The organism is Pseudomonas sp. CC120222-01a (genome assembly GCF_003097235.1).
Lineage (GTDB): Bacteria > Pseudomonadota > Gammaproteobacteria > Pseudomonadales > Pseudomonadaceae > Aquipseudomonas.
Map to the genome: position 1 here is coordinate 1 of NZ_QEQQ01000005.1, position 17,236 is coordinate 17,236.

The following is a 17,236-nucleotide window of genomic DNA, read 5'->3' on the forward strand; positions in this document are numbered from 1 at the left end:
CAGAGATGATTGCGCAAGAACTTTGGGGCGTGCTGCTGGGCTACAACCTGCTGCGCTATCAGATGGTTCAGATGTCGAGGCAGTGCCCAGGTGTTTATCCCTGCGAAATGAGTTTTACCGCCTGCAGCTGGGCAATCTTGGGCTTGCTGCATGGCACATCACTGAATCATCCCGGCAACCTGCCAGGATTTCTGGCGGACTTGCAGGCATCAGCAGCGCAGTATGTCCTACCTCATCGGCGACCTGATCGTTGGTTCCCCAGAGCAGTGAAGCAACGACCAGCAAAATACCCGACCCGAAAATGAAAATGCCAGTCAGCTTAACTGACTGGCATTAGCCACATGGGCCGGTTTTTTCATGCGCGTGGCAATTACAGCTTGCCAGCGTTCTCGCTCAGGTAAGCAGCAACGCCTTCTGGCGAAGCGGTCATGCCTTGGTCGCCTTTCTTCCAGTTGGCAGGGCAGACTTCGCCGTGCTCTTCGTGGAATTGCAGGGCGTCGACCAGACGCAGCAGCTCGTCCATGTTACGGCCCAGTGGCAGGTCGTTGACGATCTGCGAACGAACAACACCGTTGGTGTCGATCAGGAAGGCGCCACGGAAGGCTACGCCGCCTTCGGACTCGACGTCGTAGGCCTTGCAGATTTCGTGGGTGATGTCGGCCGCCAGGGTGTACTTGACCTGGCCGATACCGCCGGCGTTGACCGGGGTGTTACGCCATGCGTTGTGGGTGAAGTGCGAGTCGATCGAAACACCGATCACTTCAACGTTGCGCGCCTGGAAGTCAGGGATGCGGTTGTCCAGGGCGATCAGCTCGGACGGGCAGACGAAGGTGAAGTCCAGTGGGTAGAAGAACACCAGGCCGTACTTGCCCTTGATGGCCGAGGCCAGGTTGAAGCTGTCGACGATTTCGCCATTGCCCAGGACGGCTGGGACGGTGAAGTCGGGGGCTTGTTTGCCAACGAGTACGCTCATTGTAATCTCCTGATGAGGGTGAAGAACCGTTTGCCGGGCCAAGGCAGGCTTGCCCGACATCCAACAAAGGCCGACCATCATACACGGCTTGTGGTGACAGGCCGAATGCAACCGTCGGTCGCTCAAGCACGGCCCTTTCAGAAAGTCCTTTGACAAGCATTCTCATTAACATTAAGCTCCAACCCATCGACTCAACCCGCGATGGTCAGCCCTTATGTATGTGTGTCTTTGTGTCGGCGTCACCGACGGACAGATCCGCGATGCGATCTATGAAGGATGCTGCAGCTACAAGGAAGTCCGAGCGGCGACCAACGTCGCCAGCCAGTGTGGCAAATGTGCCTGTCTGGCCAAGCAGGTGGTCCGCGAGACCCTCACCGAATTGCAGGTGAGCCAGCACGCCGCCCTGCCCTATCCGGTGGAATTTACTGCTGCCTGATATTACAGAATTCGAAGAACCGGACCTCGTGTCCGGTTTTTTTATGCCTGAATATCAATAAGTTAGCGTTCCAACGCGGTTCACAAACATTCTTATTCCTATTAATTTTCACTTATTATTCAAACACTTAGGTTTGACAGCCCACAGTTACAGGCTCAAACTTCCCTGTATTGGCACACTTCTACAGGGCAGGAACCCGACATGAAAGGCGACGTAAGCGTCATCCAGCATCTCAACAAGATCCTCGGAAACGAGCTGGTCGCGATCAACCAGTACTTCCTGCACGCGCGCATGTATGAAGATTGGGGGCTGAACAAGCTCGGCAAACACGAGTACAAAGAATCCATCGACGAGATGAAGCACGCTGACAAGCTGATCAAGCGTATTCTCTTCCTCGAAGGCATCCCCAACGTTCAGGACCTGGGCAAGCTGCTGATTGGCGAGCACACCAAAGAGATGCTCGAGTGCGACCTGAAGATCGAACAGAAAGGCCTGGTCGACCTGAAAGCCGCCATCGCCCACTGCGAAACCGCCGGCGACTTCGGCTCGCGTGACATGCTCGAAGACATCCTCGAGTCCGAGGAAGAGCACATCGACTGGCTGGAAACCCAGCTGGGCCTGATCGACAAGATCGGCATCGAGAACTACCTGCAGTCGCAGATGGGCGAAGAATAAGATTCTCGCCCCATAAAAAAACCCGCCTTGAGCGGGTTTTTTTATGGCTGCCTGATGATCAGGCTTCGGAAGCCTTGGCCTTGGCGGCGGCGTCCTTGATCAGGGTCTGCAGCTCACCCTTCTCGAACATTTCCAGCATGATGTCGCTACCGCCAACCAGCTCGCCGGCTACCCACAGTTGCGGGAAGGTCGGCCAGTTGGCGTATTTTGGCAGGTTGGCGCGGATTTCCGGGTTCTGCAGGATGTCGACGTAAGCGAACTTCTCGCCGCAACCCATTACGGCCTGCGAGGCACGCGCGGAGAAGCCACACTGCGGGGCATTCGGCGAGCCTTTCATGTAAAGCAGAACGGTGTTGTTGGCAATCTGCTCTTTGATCGTTTCGATGATATCCATGTAGCACCTCGGCTGAACTTTCCGACGCGGTCGTCGGCACGGTGACGCATTGTATCGGAAAGCCGAGCAGCGTGCTCGGCCTTACCGATGCTCATGCGGCCTCGACCTGCACAGGCACGCCATTGAGCGCAGCATTACCGGAAACCGCGTCGCGCAGGCGCTCATCCGTTAGGTCGTTGGCACTGACACCCGCCTGCGCCTGGGCAACCTGCAGCTGCACACCCTGGCGACCATGGCCGAAGCCATGGGGCAGGCTGACCACCCCGGGCATCATGTCTTCACAGGCCAGCACTTCGACCTCCAGCGTGCCAGTGCGCGAACGGATACGCACTTGCTGGCCATCCTGTAACTGCCGGTTGTGCATGTCCTGCGGGTGCATCAGCAGTTGGTGGCGCGGCTTGCCTTTGACCAGGCGATGGAAGTTGTGCATCCAGGAATTGTTGCTGCGCACGTGTCGGCGACCGATCAGCAGCAGCTCGCCCGGCTCGGGAGGTGCCTGCAGGGCCAACCGCTGCAGGTCATCCAGCAGCACCTGCGGCGCCGCCTCGACGGTTTTGCTGGCGGTTGCCAGGCGCGTCGCCAGGTTGGCGCGCAGCGGCCCCAGGTCGAGCCCGTGGGGGTGCTCGTCCAGCACCGGCAGCGAGAGCTTCCAGGCGCTGGCTTCGCCATAGCGCCCCTTGCGCAGGGCCAGGTCGATCATCTGCGCTGGCGGCCAGGTCGGTTTCAGTTCCAGTTCGGCACGCTTGGCGAACGCCTGAGCCAGGCCGACAAAGATCTCCCAGTCATGCAAGGCGCCCTCGGGCTTGGCCAGGATAGCGCGATTGAAACGGGTCACATTGCGCACGGCCAGCAGGTTGAAGGTGCTGTCGTAATGGTCGTTTTCCAGCGCCGAGGTCGAAGGCAGGATCAGGTCGGCGTGGCGGGTGGTTTCATTGATATAGAGGTCGATGCTGAGCATGAACTCCAGCCCGTCCAGCGCCGCATCCAGCTGCCGACCATTGGGCGTGGACAGTACCGGATTGCCGGCAACCGTCACCAGGGCGCGCACCTGGCCCTCTCCCGGGGTCAGCATCTCCTCTGCCAGGGCCGCCACCGGCAGTTCGCCAGCGTACTCCGGCAAGCCCGAAACCCGGCTCTGCCAGGCATTGAAATGGCCACCTGACGTGGTCGCCACCAGATCGACCGCAGGCTCGGTACACAGCGCCCCACCCTCTCGATCAAGGTTGCCGGTCACCAGGTTGATCAGTTGCACCAGCCAGTGACACAGCGTGCCGAACGCCTGGGTCGAAACCCCCATGCGCCCATAGCAGACTGCCTTGTCTGCAGCAGCGAAGTCCCGCGCCAGTTGGCGTATCTGGGTGGCGGCAATGCCGCAGTGTGCACTCATCGCCTCTGCACTGAACGGCAAGATTGCCTCGCGCACGTGCTGCAGGCCGCTGATCGGCAAATGCGAACCTCGCGCGAGGTCTTCATCGAACAGGGTGTTCAGCAGGCCGCACAGCAACGCTGCATCACCTCCGGGCCGGATGAACAGATGGCGGTCGGCCATGGCGGCGGTTTCGCTGCGCCGGGGATCGACCACCACCAGATGCCCCCCTCGCCCGCGCAGGGCTTTCAGGCGCTTTTCCACGTCGGGCACGGTCATGATGCTGCCATTGGAGGCCAGCGGATTGCCGCCGAGGATCAGCATGAAGTCGGTATGGTCGATATCCGGGATCGGCAACAGCAGGCCGTGGCCGTACATCAAGTGGCTGGTCAGGTGCTGCGGCAGCTGGTCGACCGAGGTGGCGGAGAAGCGATTTCGGGTCTTGAGCAGGCCCAGGAAGTAATTGCTGTGGGTCATCAGCCCATAGTTGTGGACGCTGGGGTTGCCTTGATAGACCGCCACGGCATTACGCCCGTGGACCTGCTGAATTGCCCACAGCTTTTCGGCAGCCAAGGCAAAAGCCTCGTCCCAGCCGATCGGTTGCCAATCGCGCCCTACCCGTCGGTGGGGCTGGCGCAGGCGGTCCGGGTCGTTCTGGATGTCCTGCAGGGCCACCGCCTTGGGGCAGATATGACCCCGACTGAAAAGGTCCTCAGGGTCGCCCTTGATCGAGCTGATCAGCGCCCGCCCATCGTCTTCGTGGCTGACTTCAATGTTCAGGCCGCAGATCGCTTCACACAGGTGACAGGCACGGTGATGCAGGGTCTTGGTCATGGCCGCCTCTGCCTTGTTGTCGTAAGGAATCGTCGAGCAATGACTATGCGCTGCAGACCTTGCGCCGGCCAGCGCGCTTCGCAGCGTGAATCCCGCGACATCAGGCGCACGATTCGCGACAGCCATTTGCCAAATTGCCAGCAAGCCGTGTACAACCTTCTGTAGCAAATAAAAAACAGCACGGGCGCAAGGGATACGACACCCTTTGCAACACCTTAAGAACGAGCTGCTGTTTCCCCTCTTGGTTTCAGGCGACATTTAATTATAGTATTGCGCCTTTCCCCATTTCGTCCGCCCCGTGCGGCTTACGCCGCAGGTCACTCCCGTTGTCAAAAAAAACCATACGGTCGACCTGCATACCGTTGCAGATAAGGTAGTCAATCATGAGCGCTAGGCACTTTCTCTCCCTGCTGGATTTCACCACCGACGAATTGCTCGGTGTGATCCGCCGAGGCATCGAGCTGAAGGACCTGCGCAAGCGAGGCGTGCTGTTCGAGCCCCTGAAAAACCGCGTGCTGGGCATGATCTTCGAGAAGTCCTCGACCCGTACCCGCGTGTCGTTCGAAGCCGGCATGATCCAGCTCGGTGGCCAGGCGATCTTCCTCTCGCCACGGGACACCCAGCTGGGCCGTGGCGAGCCGATCGGTGACAGCGCCATCGTGCTGTCGAGCATGCTCGACGTGGTGATGATCCGTACCCACGCCCACAGCACCCTGACTGAATTTGCCGCCAAGTCCCGCGTGCCGGTGATCAACGCCTTGTCCGACGAGTCGCACCCGTGCCAGCTGCTGGCCGACATGCAGACCTTCCTCGAGCACCGCGGCTCGATCCAGGGCAAGACCGTGGCCTGGATCGGCGATGGCTTCAACATGTGCAACTCGTATATCGAAGCGGCCAAGCAGTTCGACTTCCAGCTGCGCATCGCCTGCCCGGAGGGCTATGAGCCCGATCCACGCTTCATGGCCCTGGGTGGCGACCACGTGCAGATCATCCGCGATCCGCAGGAAGCCGTGCGTGGTGCGCACCTGGTGACCACGGATGTCTGGACTTCCATGGGTCAGGAAGAGGAAACTGCACGGCGCCTGGCGCATTTCGCGCCTTACCAGGTCACCCGCGCACTGCTCGACCTGGCGGCACCCGACGCCCTGTTCATGCACTGCCTGCCCGCCCACCGGGGCGAGGAAATCAGCCATGACCTGCTCGACGACCCTCGTTCGGTCGCCTGGGACCAGGCTGAAAACCGCTTGCATGCACAGAAGGCCCTTCTCGAATTCCTTGTCGAACCGGCTTACCACCACGCATGAGTCAACCCTTACTGCTCAACCTGCGCAACCTCGCCTGCGGCTACGGCGAGCAGCGCATCGTCCAGAACCTCAACCTGCACCTGAACGCAGGCGACATCGGTTGCCTGCTGGGCTCGTCGGGTTGCGGCAAGACCACCACCCTGCGCGCCATCGCCGGTTTCGAGCCGGTGCACGAAGGTGAAATCCAGCTGGCCGGCGAGGTCATCTCCCGTGCCGGCTTCACCCTGGCCCCGGAAAAACGCCGGATCGGCATGGTGTTCCAGGACTACGCCCTGTTCCCGCACCTGACCGTTGCGCAGAACATCGCCTTCGGCATTGCCAAGCACCCGAACCAGGCCCAGGTGATCGAAGAGATGCTCGAACTGGTCAAGCTTGGCGGCCTCGGCGGGCGCTACCCGCACGAGCTGTCGGGTGGCCAGCAACAGCGTGTCGCCCTGGCGCGCGCGCTGGCGCCTGAGCCACAACTGCTGCTGCTCGACGAACCGTTCTCCAACCTCGACGTGGAACTGCGCCGGCGCCTCAGCCACGAAGTGCGCGACATCCTCAAGAGCCGCGGCACCAGTGCGATCCTGGTGACCCATGACCAGGAAGAGGCGTTTGCCGTCAGCGATCACGTCGGTGTGTTCAAGGAAGGCCGGCTGGAGCAGTGGGATACGCCTTACAACCTGTATCACGAACCGCAAACACCGTTCGTGGCCAGTTTCGTCGGCCAGGGTTACTTCATCCGTGGCCAGATGAGCAGCCACGAAGCGGTCAATACCGAACTGGGCGAGCTGCGTGGCAACCGTGCCTACACCATGGCGCCAGGCAGCTCGGTGGATGTGCTGTTGCGCCCCGATGACATCGTGTCAGCCCCGGGCAGCGCGCTGCAGGCGAACATCGTCGGCAAGAGCTTCCTCGGTGCATCGACGCTGTACCGTTTGCAGTTGCCCACTGGCAGCCAGCTCGAAGCGATCTTCCCGAGCCATATCGACCACCAGCTGGGTGAGCATGTGGGGATTGCGGTGAAGGCCGACCACCTGGTGCTGTTCCCGGTACCAGGCAGTGTCGCGACGCAGTCGGCGCGCCAGGAGAACGGGGTTCGCCGCTACAGCTCGGCGACCTGATTCAAGATTTTGGGGCCGCTGTGCGGCCCCAGCAATCTCAGCCTTTACCAATCCCGGCAAATTTGCCCTGGGTATGCTCGGCCAGTACCGCCGCCGCCAGCTCGACCTCCAGCCCTCGCCGTCCGGCGCTGACATGGATGGTTGCAAAATTCTGCGCCGAATCATCGATGAAGGTGCGCAGGCGCTTCTTCTGCCCCAAGGGGCTGATCCCGCCCACCAGATAGCCCGTCGCCCGCTGAGCCACTGCCGGGTCGGCCATTTCGCATTTTTTCACGCCAGCCGCATGGGCCAGTGCCTTGAGGTCCAGCGTCCCTACCACCGGCACCACCGCCACCAGCAACTCGCCCTTCTCGCTGCTCGCCAGCAAGGTCTTGAACACCTGCTGCGGTTCGAGCCCGAGCTTTTCCGCCGCCTCCAGCCCATATGACGCCGATTTCGGGTCATGTTCATAGCTGTGCACGCGATGTTCGGCGCGGGCTTTTTTCAACAGGTCGAGTGCGGGGGTCATGCAGTGCTCCGGTCTGGGACAGGTCGCGGCTACTTTAGGGCAATTCCTACATCGCAGCCAGCCAATGGCTGACGCAGCCCTCTACTACGGGCATCAGCCTTTGAAACAGGCGACCAAAACGTGACTACCCGTTCACTTTCGACCTTTGACATCAGCGTTTCTTGTCTATATTTTTTCGTTTCTGAATAAATGGTGCCCTTTTAAGGTGCACTTCTTAACACCCGCCTGGGGTCTATGGGGATAGACACCAGGCTTTGCTGTCGAGCGCTTAGCGCCTCACAACAAAAACAACGAGGTCAGACATGACGACTGCTCTACGCGAACCCACACTGTCCAGCCAATGCCTGGCCGAGTTTCTCGGCACCGCCTTGCTGATCTTCTTCGGTACCGGCTGCGTTGCCGCGCTCAAGGTCGCTGGCGCCAGCTTCGGGCTATGGGAAATCAGCATCATCTGGGGTGTCGGCGTGAGCATGGCGATCTACCTCACCGCTGGCATTTCCGGCGCGCACCTGAACCCGGCCGTGAGCATCGCGCTCACCCTGTTCGCCGGCTTCGACAAGCGCAAGCTGCCGTTCTACGCGCTTGCCCAGATCTGCGGAGCATTCTGCGGCGCCGCACTCGTTTACACGCTCTACAGCAACCTGTTCTTCGATTTCGAACAGGCCCACGCCATGCTGCGTGGCAGCACCGAAAGCCTGGAACTGGCTTCGGTCTTCTCGACGTATCCGCACCCGTCACTGTCCACTGGCCAGGCGTTCCTGGTCGAAGTGGTGATCACCGCGATCCTGATGGCGGTGATCATGGCCCTGACCGATGACAACAACGGCCTGCCGCGCGGCGCCATGGCGCCGTTGCTCATCGGCCTGCTGATTGCCGTGATCGGCAGTGCCATGGGCCCGCTGACCGGCTTTGCGATGAACCCGGCCCGCGATTTCGGGCCCAAATTGATGACTTTCCTGGCTGGCTGGGGCGAAATCGCCTTCACTGGCGGTCGGGACATTCCGTATTTCCTGGTTCCGGTGTTCGCACCGATCCTCGGCGCATGCCTGGGGGCTGCGACCTATCGCGGCCTGATCGCCCGCAACCTGCCGACGGCGCAAAGCGCAAGCGCCGAGACAACCGACAATCGCCAGGGCGATACTCAAGCCAACTGATGCTGACGCCCTGAACTCCTCTTTATGCAAGGCCTACGACCATGACAGACACCCAGGATAAGAACTACATCATCGCCCTGGACCAGGGCACCACCAGTTCGCGGGCGATCATCTTCGACCGCGATGCCAATGTGGTCGGTACCTCGCAGCGCGAGTTCGCCCAACACTACCCGCAAGCTGGCTGGGTCGAGCACGACCCGATGGAGATCTTCGCCACCCAGAGCGCGACCATGGTCGAGGCCCTGGCCCAGGCTGGCATCAGCCATGCGCAAGTTGCCGCGCTGGGCATCACCAACCAGCGTGAAACCACCGTGGTGTGGGACAAGGAAACCGGCCGCCCGGTGTATAACGCCATCGTCTGGCAGTGCCGCCGCAGCACCGAGATCTGCGCCCAGCTCAAGCGTGATGGCCATGAAGCGTACATTCGCGAAGCCACCGGCCTGGTCACCGACCCGTACTTCTCCGGCACCAAGCTGAAATGGATCCTCGACAATGTCGAAGGTGCCCGTGAACGCGCCGAGCGCGGCGAACTGCTGTTTGGCACCATCGATACCTGGCTGATCTGGAAGTTCTCCGGCGGCAAGGTGCATGTCACCGACTACACCAACGCCTCGCGCACGCTGATGTTCAACATCCACAGCCTGCAGTGGGACGAAAAGCTGCTTGAGATCCTCGGCATCCCGCGGCAGATGCTGCCTGAAGTGCGCCCGTCGTCGGAAGTGTACGGCCATACCAAGAGCGGCATCGCCATTGCCGGTATTGCCGGCGACCAGCAATCGGCGCTGTTCGGCCAGATGTGCGTGGAACCGGGCCAGGCCAAGAACACCTATGGCACCGGCTGCTTCCTGCTGATGAACACCGGCGACAAGGCCGTGAAGTCCTCCCACGGCCTGCTCACGACCATCGCCTGCGGCCCGCGTGGCGAGGTGGCCTATGCCCTGGAAGGCGCGGTCTTCAACGGTGGCTCCACCGTGCAGTGGCTGCGTGACGAGCTGAAGATCGTCAATGATGCCCTGGACACCGAGTACTTCGCCAGCAAGGTCAAGGACAGCAACGGGGTGTATCTGGTGCCAGCCTTCACCGGCCTGGGTGCACCGTACTGGGACCCGTATGCCCGTGGCGCGCTGTTCGGCCTGACCCGTGGCGTGAAAGTCGATCACATCATTCGCGCCGCACTGGAATCGATCGCCTACCAGACCCGCGACGTGCTCGACGCCATGCAGCAGGATTGCGGCGAACGTCTGTCGGAGCTGCGCGTTGACGGTGGCGCAGTGGCCAACAACTTCCTCATGCAGTTCCAGGCCGACATCCTCGGCACCTGCGTGGAGCGCCCGAAAATGCGTGAAACCACCGCCCTCGGCGCCGCCTACCTGGCAGGCCTGGCCTGTGGCTTCTGGAGCGGCCTGGAAGAGCTGCGCGACAAGGCGATCATCGAGCGCGAGTTCAGCCCGCAGCTGGATGAGGCGCAGAAAGAAAAACTGTATGCCGGCTGGAAGAAGGCCGTCGACCGCACCCGTGACTGGGAAGATCACGAGGCGTAACACACAAGGGGGCCGCGATGCGGCCCCCATCGTCTACTGGCCGTACTCCCCTTCCTACGGCATCATTGCAGAATTTGTCCGGCAGCCCCAAAGGACCGCCCATGAATCTGCCCCCACGCCAACAACAAATCCTCGAACTGGTGCGCGACCGCGGCTACGTCAGTATCGAAGAAATGGCGCAGCTGTTCGTCGTCACGCCGCAAACCATCCGCCGCGACATCAACCAGCTCGCCGAGCTCAACCTGCTGCGCCGCTACCACGGCGGTGCTGCCTATGATTCGAGCATCGAGAACACTGCCTATGCCATGCGCGCCGACCAGATGCGCGATGAAAAGCAACGCATCGCCGAAGCCGTGGCGCGGCAGATTCCCGACCATGCCTCACTGTTCATCAATATCGGCACGACTACGGAGTCGATTGCCCGGGCATTGCTCAACCACAACCACCTGAAGGTCATCACCAACAACCTGCATGTGGCTGCCATTTTGGCCGCCAAGGATGACTTCGAGGTCCTGGTAGCCGGCGGCACGGTGCGTCGTGACGGCGGCGTGGTGGGCCAGGCCAGCGTCGACTTCATCAATCAGTTCAAAGTGGATTTCGCCCTGGTGGGCATCAGCGGCATCGATGAAGACGGCAGCTTGCTCGATTTCGATTATCAGGAAGTGCGGGTTTCCCAGGCGATCATCGCCAATGCCCGCCAGGTTGTGCTTGCCGCCGACTCCAGCAAGTTCGGGCGCAACGCCATGGTGCGCCTGGGCTCGATCAGCCTGGTCGACTGCCTGGTGACCGACCAGGCACCTACACCTGCCCTCACCCAACTGCTGAACCAGTACAAGATCCGCCTCGAAGTGGTCTGAGCTTACGACGGGCCGTCAAAAGGCCCGTCATTTTCGTAAATGTTCACTTTATTGTCATCTGATCAGTTTTTTCTATAAAGACTGACTGGCGACCGGCTTTCTGTTGCGCTAGTATTTTCGAAAACGAACATCAATGTTCATATTCGATGTGAACAGCCTCAGGAGGCCTTGCCCGTGTCCCAGCCCGTTTCGTCCCAGCCCCCAGTCGCCGACTGCTACGACCTCGCCGTGATCGGCGGTGGCATCAATGGTGTGGGTATCGCTGCAGACGCCGCCGGGCGCGGCCTCAAGGTGTTCCTCTGCGAGAAGGACGACCTGGCGCAGCACACCTCGTCGGCCAGCAGCAAGCTGATCCATGGCGGCCTGCGCTACCTGGAACACTACGAATTCCGTTTGGTGCGTGAAGCGCTGGCCGAACGCGAAGTACTGCTGGCCAAGGCCCCGCACATCGTCAAACCGATGCGCTTCGTGCTACCGCACCGCCCGCACCTGCGCCCGGCGTGGATGATCCGCGCCGGCCTGTTCCTCTACGACCACCTGGGCAAACGCAAGCGCCTGGGTGCCTCCCGCAGCTTGCGCTTTGGCCCGGGCTACCCGCTCAAGCCGGCAATCACCCGCGGATTCGAATATGCCGACTGCGCTGTGGACGATGCCCGTCTGGTGGTGCTCAATGCCATGAGCGCCCGCGAAAACGGCGCACGCATCCACACCCACACCCGTTGCCTGCGCGCTGAGCGTGTGGACGGCCTTTGGCAGGTTGAACTGCAGCACGCCGATGGCAGCCTGCAGAGCATTCGCGCCCGCGCCCTGGTCAATGCCGCCGGCCCCTGGGTCGCCAGCTTCATCAAGGACGATCTCAAGCTCGATGCCCCTTATGGCATCCGCCTGATCCAGGGCAGCCACGTCATCGTGCCGCGTCTGTACGAGGGCGAACACGCCTACATCCTGCAGAACGAAGACCAGCGCATCGTCTTCTGCATTCCGTACCTGGAGCGCTTTACCCTGATCGGTACCACCGACCGCGAATACAGCGGCGACCCGGCCAAGGTGGCAATCACCGAGCAAGAAACAGACTACTTGCTGAAGGTGGTCAACGAACACTTCAACCATCAGCTGGTGCGCGACGATATCGTGCACACTTACTCTGGTGTCCGCCCACTGTGCAACGACGAGTCGGACAACCCGTCCGCCGTCACCCGGGACTACACCTTGGCGCTGTCGGCCAGCGAAGGCCAGGCACCCTTGCTCTCGGTGTTCGGCGGCAAGCTGACCACTTACCGCAAGCTGGCCGAATCGGCAATGGCCGAGCTCCAGCCGCACTTCCCGCACATGCGTGGCAGCTGGACGGCCAGTGCGCCATTGCCGGGTGGAGAAAACATGACCACCGTCCAGGCGTTGGTCGATGCTGTACTGGCGCGCTGCGGCTGGCTGCCGGTGGACATCGCTAAACGCTGGGCACTCACCTATGGCTACCGCGTATGGCAGTTGCTCGATGGCGTGCATGGGCCGCAAGACCTGGGCCAGGCGATTGGCGGTGGGCTGTTCGCGCGCGAGGTGGACTACCTGTGCGACCAGGAGTGGGCGTGCGGCGCCGACGATATCCTCTGGCGCCGCACCAAGCTGGGGCTGTTCACCAGCGCGGCTGAGCAACAGGTGTTGAAAGATTACCTGCAACAACGCGCGCGGCGTCAGGCTGACATCCAGGCAGCCTGACGCCGCCTGCCGGGTGGCGCTTAGCCCACGGATCGGCGGCGAGCCCAGGCTTCGGTGGTAAGGCTGCGCATCAACGCCATCTCATCGGCCTCATGCTCGTGCATCAACGCCTGGGTCCGTCGGGCGTAGTCGCTTTCCTGGCCCGTAGTGGCCTGTACCTCCAGCGATTCCATGCGCTCGTGGAAGGGCGCAGTCAGGGCCTGGAAGCGTTCTGGGTACGTTTCGCGCAGGTAGTTCTGCCAGAAGGGCCGCTGCACCAGCGCGTCGAGCATGGCCACCGACGTATCGGCCCTCAGCACGTCCAGCTCCGCATGGCTGAGGTCGGCGTGGCTCACGTGGGCGAACGAGGCGAAATGCATCCGGTCTGCTGATGCTGGCAGGTCCAGCACGGTTGCCAGCCGTGAGCGGTAGTAGAGCCGCGTTTCGATTTCGTCGACCTCGACCAGGCCCTCCGCGCGCAAGCGTTGCACGTGGCGTGCGGCAATCTCATCGAGCAGGTCCAACCGGTGCAGCTGGCGACCCAGGCGCAGGAAACGGGCCTCCCGCACGGCCACCGGAACGCCGTCGATGCCTTGGTAGGCCAAAATGCCCACCTCCATCTGGTTGAGCATCAACAACAAGCGGTCATCGCAGCTACGGGGCGCATCAGCCTCGCGGAACAGCTGCTCGCGCAAGGCTTCGTTGTGTTCACAGGCGTCGAGGATATGCCAGACACGCCGGCGATAATGCCGCGGATGCGCTTCGAAATCCTCGCCTTCGACGAAATCGGCGAGGAAACGGAATAGCCCTGCCGAGCCTGGCTCTTCGATCAGACGGTCCCATGTAGCTTCACGGCGCGCGCGCAACGTTTCGTCCCGGCTGGCCACCCATTCAGCGCGAGTCTCGACGTCCACCGCCTCGTGCGAATACGATGCTCCGCCCCGGGCGCTGGATTCGCTGACACCGCGTGCCTCGTCAAGGTAGGCTGCGCTGCTTTCGTTGAGCGGGTTCTCGTGCAGGTTGAGCCTTTGCAGACGCAGGCGTAAACCACGCATCTCGCGCTGCAGCTCGCTGATCCGGTTGTCGCGCAGGTCGATGTGCGCACGCAATGCGACCCGCTGGTGGATCACGGCCATATCCGCCTGCCCGGTAGACCGCAGCCGCACATCGCGCACGTGGGGCAAGGCCGTGAGGTCAGGCATGCCGTTGAGCGGGTTGTAGCTGAGGATCAGCGTATCCAGCAACTGCAACCTCGCCAGGTTGCCGCTTGCAGCTTCGTCCAGAATGATCTGGTTATTGCCCAGGTTAAGCCTTCTCAGCTGGGTAAGCCTTTCGATCCCTTCAGGCACGCGGCTCAGGCGATTGCCGCTAAGGTCGAGATCGACAACATTCGGAAATAACCTGAGGAATGACGCGTCGATGTCCAGCAGGTTCATGTTGCGCAACGCCAGCCGGCGGACATGGACGTAATCGATACCGGCCGGCAGGCTGGGCAGCGCATCGACATGCTCGCCATCGAGGGTCAGTTCGTACTGATCGTTACCGTCCACCAGCTTGCGCCGCCAGCTGCGGCGCAGCGTATCGGCGACACGGCGGCGGCGGATGGCGTCTATCGGTGTACGCCAATCGGCCTGCCATTGGCGCAGCACCTCACGCAGCTGGGTGAGCTGGCGCTGCAGCATCTGGTAATGGTCCCACAGGTTTTCACCGCGCTGGCGCACTGCCTCCATGTAGGCCTCGAGCTGCATTTCGCTCAGGGTCGGGAAGATCTGGTGAATGCCTCGCCGTATCGCCTGCCGACTGCTCTCGCCATCCCCACTGAGCCGATAGGCCAGGCGTCCATCGGCAAAACGCCGGGGTGGGCGCACGCCAGCGCCCCGCGGAACGAGCCCCATCAGCTTGGCCGCTTGCTCACGGTCGTTGGCGGCGCTCTCGAGCAACGTGTCGCGTAATTGCGACATCTGCAGGTCGATGTTGCCCAACGCCATCTTCTGGTCGTCGTCAAGACACTGCACCATCGCTTGCAGCAAGGAACCGGGGCTACCTGTACCGCTGTCTAGCGCATAGGCCTGGTCATGCTTGATGATCACTCTGGTCTCGCTCGCAGCCTCGCCTTGGCTTGCGCACAGCAACAGCCCATCGCGGCTACCGACGCGTAGTTCCACCCGTACCGAGTCGGGCCAGGGCGCCTTGCGTTCGATCAACCCGAAGATGAGCTTCTCGCCATCGGCATTGAGCATTTCCGGCAGCCGCACACCCAGGCAGGCCCGATCCACGCGACTATCGCGCACATACCAGCGTGCGCGCTCGGCCATCCCAAGCGGGATCCGCGACTCGGTGAGCAGTTGTTGCTGCACGGCCGAGCTGCTGTGATCGATGATTTCCTGGGCGCCGCGGGGCGTCAGACCGCTGAATGCCTTCATCAATTTGCCTTGCTCAGGGCTGGCTGGTTGGCGCGCCTGCTCCAGCGCCGGGCCGCGCAGCCCTGGTTGGGCGGCATGCAGCTCGAGAAGCTCGTGCATGTCCAGCAAGCGGGCGGGCGCTGCACCGCGCTCAAGGGCCAGGCGCCGCAGTTGGTCGGTCTGCAGGCCCGTGGCATCCAGCAATATACGAGCCCTGGACGAGAGCATATCGGCGAAATCCCAGCCCGGTAGCCCCTGGAGCATGACTAACGGGTTGCTTTCGCGAGGCAGGAAGTGAGGGTTACGCCTGAGCCTCACACTGCCTGCGGGTAGCACTTTCGGCTCCAGCTCGCCCACCCACGACACGCGCTTGACGCCGTGAAGCACGGCGCCCGTGGCACCTGCCAATGCCAGACCCTCGACCACATTGAAGACATGATCCAATGCGCCTTGTCGATCACCCAACTGCCAGTTCCGGTAGCCCTCGTAGACTTCGTCGAGCAGTTGCACGGCGCTCACCACCAGCAGCAGCTCACCCAACACGGGCACGAAAAGCGCAGCCAGGCCCAGCAGATCCAGCCCGGCAGCCTCCATCGCCTGCAAGCGCCTGTGCCTGCTCAAGCGGTCTTCATCGTCGGTAGGGACCGCGACGTAACGCGCATCATCGTAGAGCCTGGCTTGCACCTGAGCCTGGGCATGGCTGAACAGCTCGCCATCGACCGGCAGGTTGCGCCCGTCCAGCTCCAGCGGCTTTGCCGGTGCCGCAGCGGCCAGCGCGCGCGACAGTGCCGTGTCGAAACGCTGTCGATCCCGGGCCCTGACAAAGCGGCGAAGGTAGTTTCGCAGCGGCTTGTCGCTCATGCGTGTCGCCAGGTCGGCGTATACCTGTTCCCAGGCGTCGTAATGGCGCAGGCTTTTTTCCGGATCACCCGGCAACCACAGAATCACTTCATCGATGGCCGCATCCGGCGCAGGTCGCCATTCCAGGGCGATGACCCCGACCATGGGCGTACCCAACAGGTACAACTGGCGCGCTGACAGCGTGCCGCCCTGATAGGCGGGCAGCGGCGGTCGCTCGAGCAGCGGCAACAGGCGCTGCAGATCACGCTCGTCGAGCTGGCCCTTGATCCGAGCCTCGTACAACGCAGCCTTCATTTGTGTCCGCACGCCGTCCTGAAACAGCTGGTCAATGCCTTTGCGTGCCTGGTCGACCGGTTGGCCTCGCCCTGCCTTGGGCTGCAGTACGGTCTTGAGCAGCGCCTGGTACCGACCACCGATGTCCAGCGTGCGACACAGTTTCACGAAACGCTCGAAGCTCATCTTCAAGCGTGCCTTTTTGCCGTCGACCAGATACGCCTTGCGCAGTAGCCAGGGTTCGGCCTCATGCGCTTCGAAATTGTGCATCGCCGAAGCCAGCAGTGACTGGCGTGTGGTGTAGGTAACGGTCGGGTGATGAAACTTCTCCGCCGCCGAAGGCAGAGAGAACTCTTCCGTGACCACGGTGAATGCGTGCCGCGGATCGACGTGGCCCAGCCCGGACTCGGCCAGGGCTTTTTCCAGCAGCGGCGCGCCGAAGTCCTCGACGCTCGGTATGCGGCTCAACAGGTGCCGCAACTGGTCGGCAACTTGCTGCTGTTCACGCAATGCCTTGTGGTAGGCCTCGACATGCTGCGTCTGGGCAGTGGCAATCCAATCGGGCAAACGTCGTGCAATCAGATGATCGACCGAATCGGACGGGTAGATATCGGCAGAGGGCATGGTTGTCTCCTGGTCTGTAAAGAGACGCAGGACACCATGCGGCAGCGGGGCATTGTCGGTACTTATCACTGGGTACCCCCATTGCCCTTCATTCGGATTCCCGACTGCCAGGTACTCACTCGTTCGGAAATCCGGCAATTTTCAGTTACCTGGAAATTGTCATAAAAGCTTGATGCCCAGGCTTTTCGCGACGTTATGATCGACATCAGAGCTTGGCACGACTCATGCTCTACACT

The 17,236-nt window shown here is 61.7% G+C and carries 13 protein-coding genes and 1 pseudogene; 9 read left to right on the forward strand and 5 right to left on the reverse strand.

The window, feature by feature from the left end:
* Positions 1-305: pseudogene (locus tag N430_RS08430) on the forward strand (IS4 family transposase); the annotation flags it as partial.
* A gap of 65 nt (positions 306-370) precedes the next feature.
* Here N430_RS08430 and N430_RS08435 read toward each other — a convergent pair.
* Positions 371-973, reverse strand: coding sequence for a peroxiredoxin (locus tag N430_RS08435; RefSeq protein ID WP_027918971.1), 603 nt, complete (start codon positions 971-973; stop codon positions 371-373).
* A gap of 214 nt (positions 974-1,187) precedes the next feature.
* On the opposite strand from N430_RS08435, the gene N430_RS08445 reads away from it, so the two are divergent.
* Positions 1,188-1,409: a bacterioferritin-associated ferredoxin gene (locus N430_RS08445; RefSeq protein ID WP_027918972.1), complete on the forward strand. Its 222-nt coding sequence runs from the start codon at positions 1,188-1,190 to the stop codon at positions 1,407-1,409.
* A gap of 201 nt (positions 1,410-1,610) precedes the next feature.
* Entirely contained in the window at positions 1,611-2,084 is a 474-nt protein-coding gene (bfr, locus tag N430_RS08450; RefSeq protein ID WP_003258014.1) for a bacterioferritin, read from the forward strand.
* Positions 2,085-2,142: 58 nt separating this feature from the next.
* Here bfr and grxD read toward each other — a convergent pair whose 3' ends face one another.
* Positions 2,143-2,478: a Grx4 family monothiol glutaredoxin gene (gene grxD, locus N430_RS08455; protein ID WP_016395685.1), complete on the reverse strand. Its 336-nt coding sequence runs from the start codon at positions 2,476-2,478 to the stop codon at positions 2,143-2,145.
* 91 nt (positions 2,479-2,569) lie between these two features.
* On the reverse strand, positions 2,570-4,678 hold the full coding sequence (locus tag N430_RS08460; protein ID WP_110636248.1) for a molybdopterin oxidoreductase family protein: 2,109 nt from the start codon (positions 4,676-4,678) through the stop codon (positions 2,570-2,572).
* Between the two features lie 383 nt (positions 4,679-5,061).
* Between N430_RS08460 and argF the strand changes: the two genes are divergently transcribed.
* Together argF and N430_RS08470 are read left to right on the forward strand one after the other, a co-directional pair.
* Entirely contained in the window at positions 5,062-5,982 is a 921-nt protein-coding gene (argF, locus tag N430_RS08465; RefSeq protein WP_060512706.1) for an ornithine carbamoyltransferase, read from the forward strand.
* Complete coding sequence (locus N430_RS08470; RefSeq protein WP_110636245.1) at positions 5,979-7,088, forward strand: ABC transporter ATP-binding protein; 1,110 nt, start codon at positions 5,979-5,981, stop codon at positions 7,086-7,088. Before argF ends, N430_RS08470 begins: the two co-directional genes overlap by 4 nt.
* A gap of 37 nt (positions 7,089-7,125) precedes the next feature.
* On the opposite strand, the gene ybaK is transcribed toward N430_RS08470, so the two are convergent.
* Positions 7,126-7,596, reverse strand: a complete 471-nt coding sequence (gene ybaK / locus N430_RS08475) for a Cys-tRNA(Pro) deacylase (protein ID WP_110636234.1) — start codon at positions 7,594-7,596, stop codon at positions 7,126-7,128.
* A gap of 302 nt (positions 7,597-7,898) precedes the next feature.
* On the opposite strand from ybaK, the gene N430_RS08480 reads away from it, so the two are divergent.
* The 4 genes from N430_RS08480 (at position 7,899) to glpD (ending at position 12,861) form a co-directional block, all read left to right on the forward strand.
* Positions 7,899-8,750, forward strand: coding sequence for an MIP/aquaporin family protein (locus N430_RS08480; RefSeq protein WP_110636231.1), 852 nt, complete (start codon positions 7,899-7,901; stop codon positions 8,748-8,750).
* A gap of 41 nt (positions 8,751-8,791) precedes the next feature.
* Positions 8,792-10,291 (forward strand): glycerol kinase GlpK, encoded by a 1,500-nt coding sequence (gene glpK / locus N430_RS08485; protein ID WP_110636228.1) that lies wholly within the window; start codon positions 8,792-8,794, stop codon positions 10,289-10,291.
* A gap of 101 nt (positions 10,292-10,392) precedes the next feature.
* Positions 10,393-11,148: a DNA-binding transcriptional repressor GlpR gene (gene glpR, locus N430_RS08490; protein ID WP_110636225.1), complete on the forward strand. Its 756-nt coding sequence runs from the start codon at positions 10,393-10,395 to the stop codon at positions 11,146-11,148.
* 174 nt (positions 11,149-11,322) lie between these two features.
* Positions 11,323-12,861 carry a glycerol-3-phosphate dehydrogenase gene (glpD, locus tag N430_RS08495; protein ID WP_110636223.1) on the forward strand — a complete coding sequence of 513 codons (1,539 nt, stop codon included), beginning with the start codon at positions 11,323-11,325 and terminating at the stop codon, positions 12,859-12,861.
* A 20-nt stretch (positions 12,862-12,881) separates the two neighbouring features.
* Here the strand turns inward: glpD and N430_RS08500 are convergent, their stop codons facing one another.
* Positions 12,882-17,000: an NEL-type E3 ubiquitin ligase domain-containing protein gene (locus N430_RS08500; protein WP_110636220.1), complete on the reverse strand. Its 4,119-nt coding sequence runs from the start codon at positions 16,998-17,000 to the stop codon at positions 12,882-12,884.
* Positions 17,001-17,236: the final 236 nt, after the last annotated feature.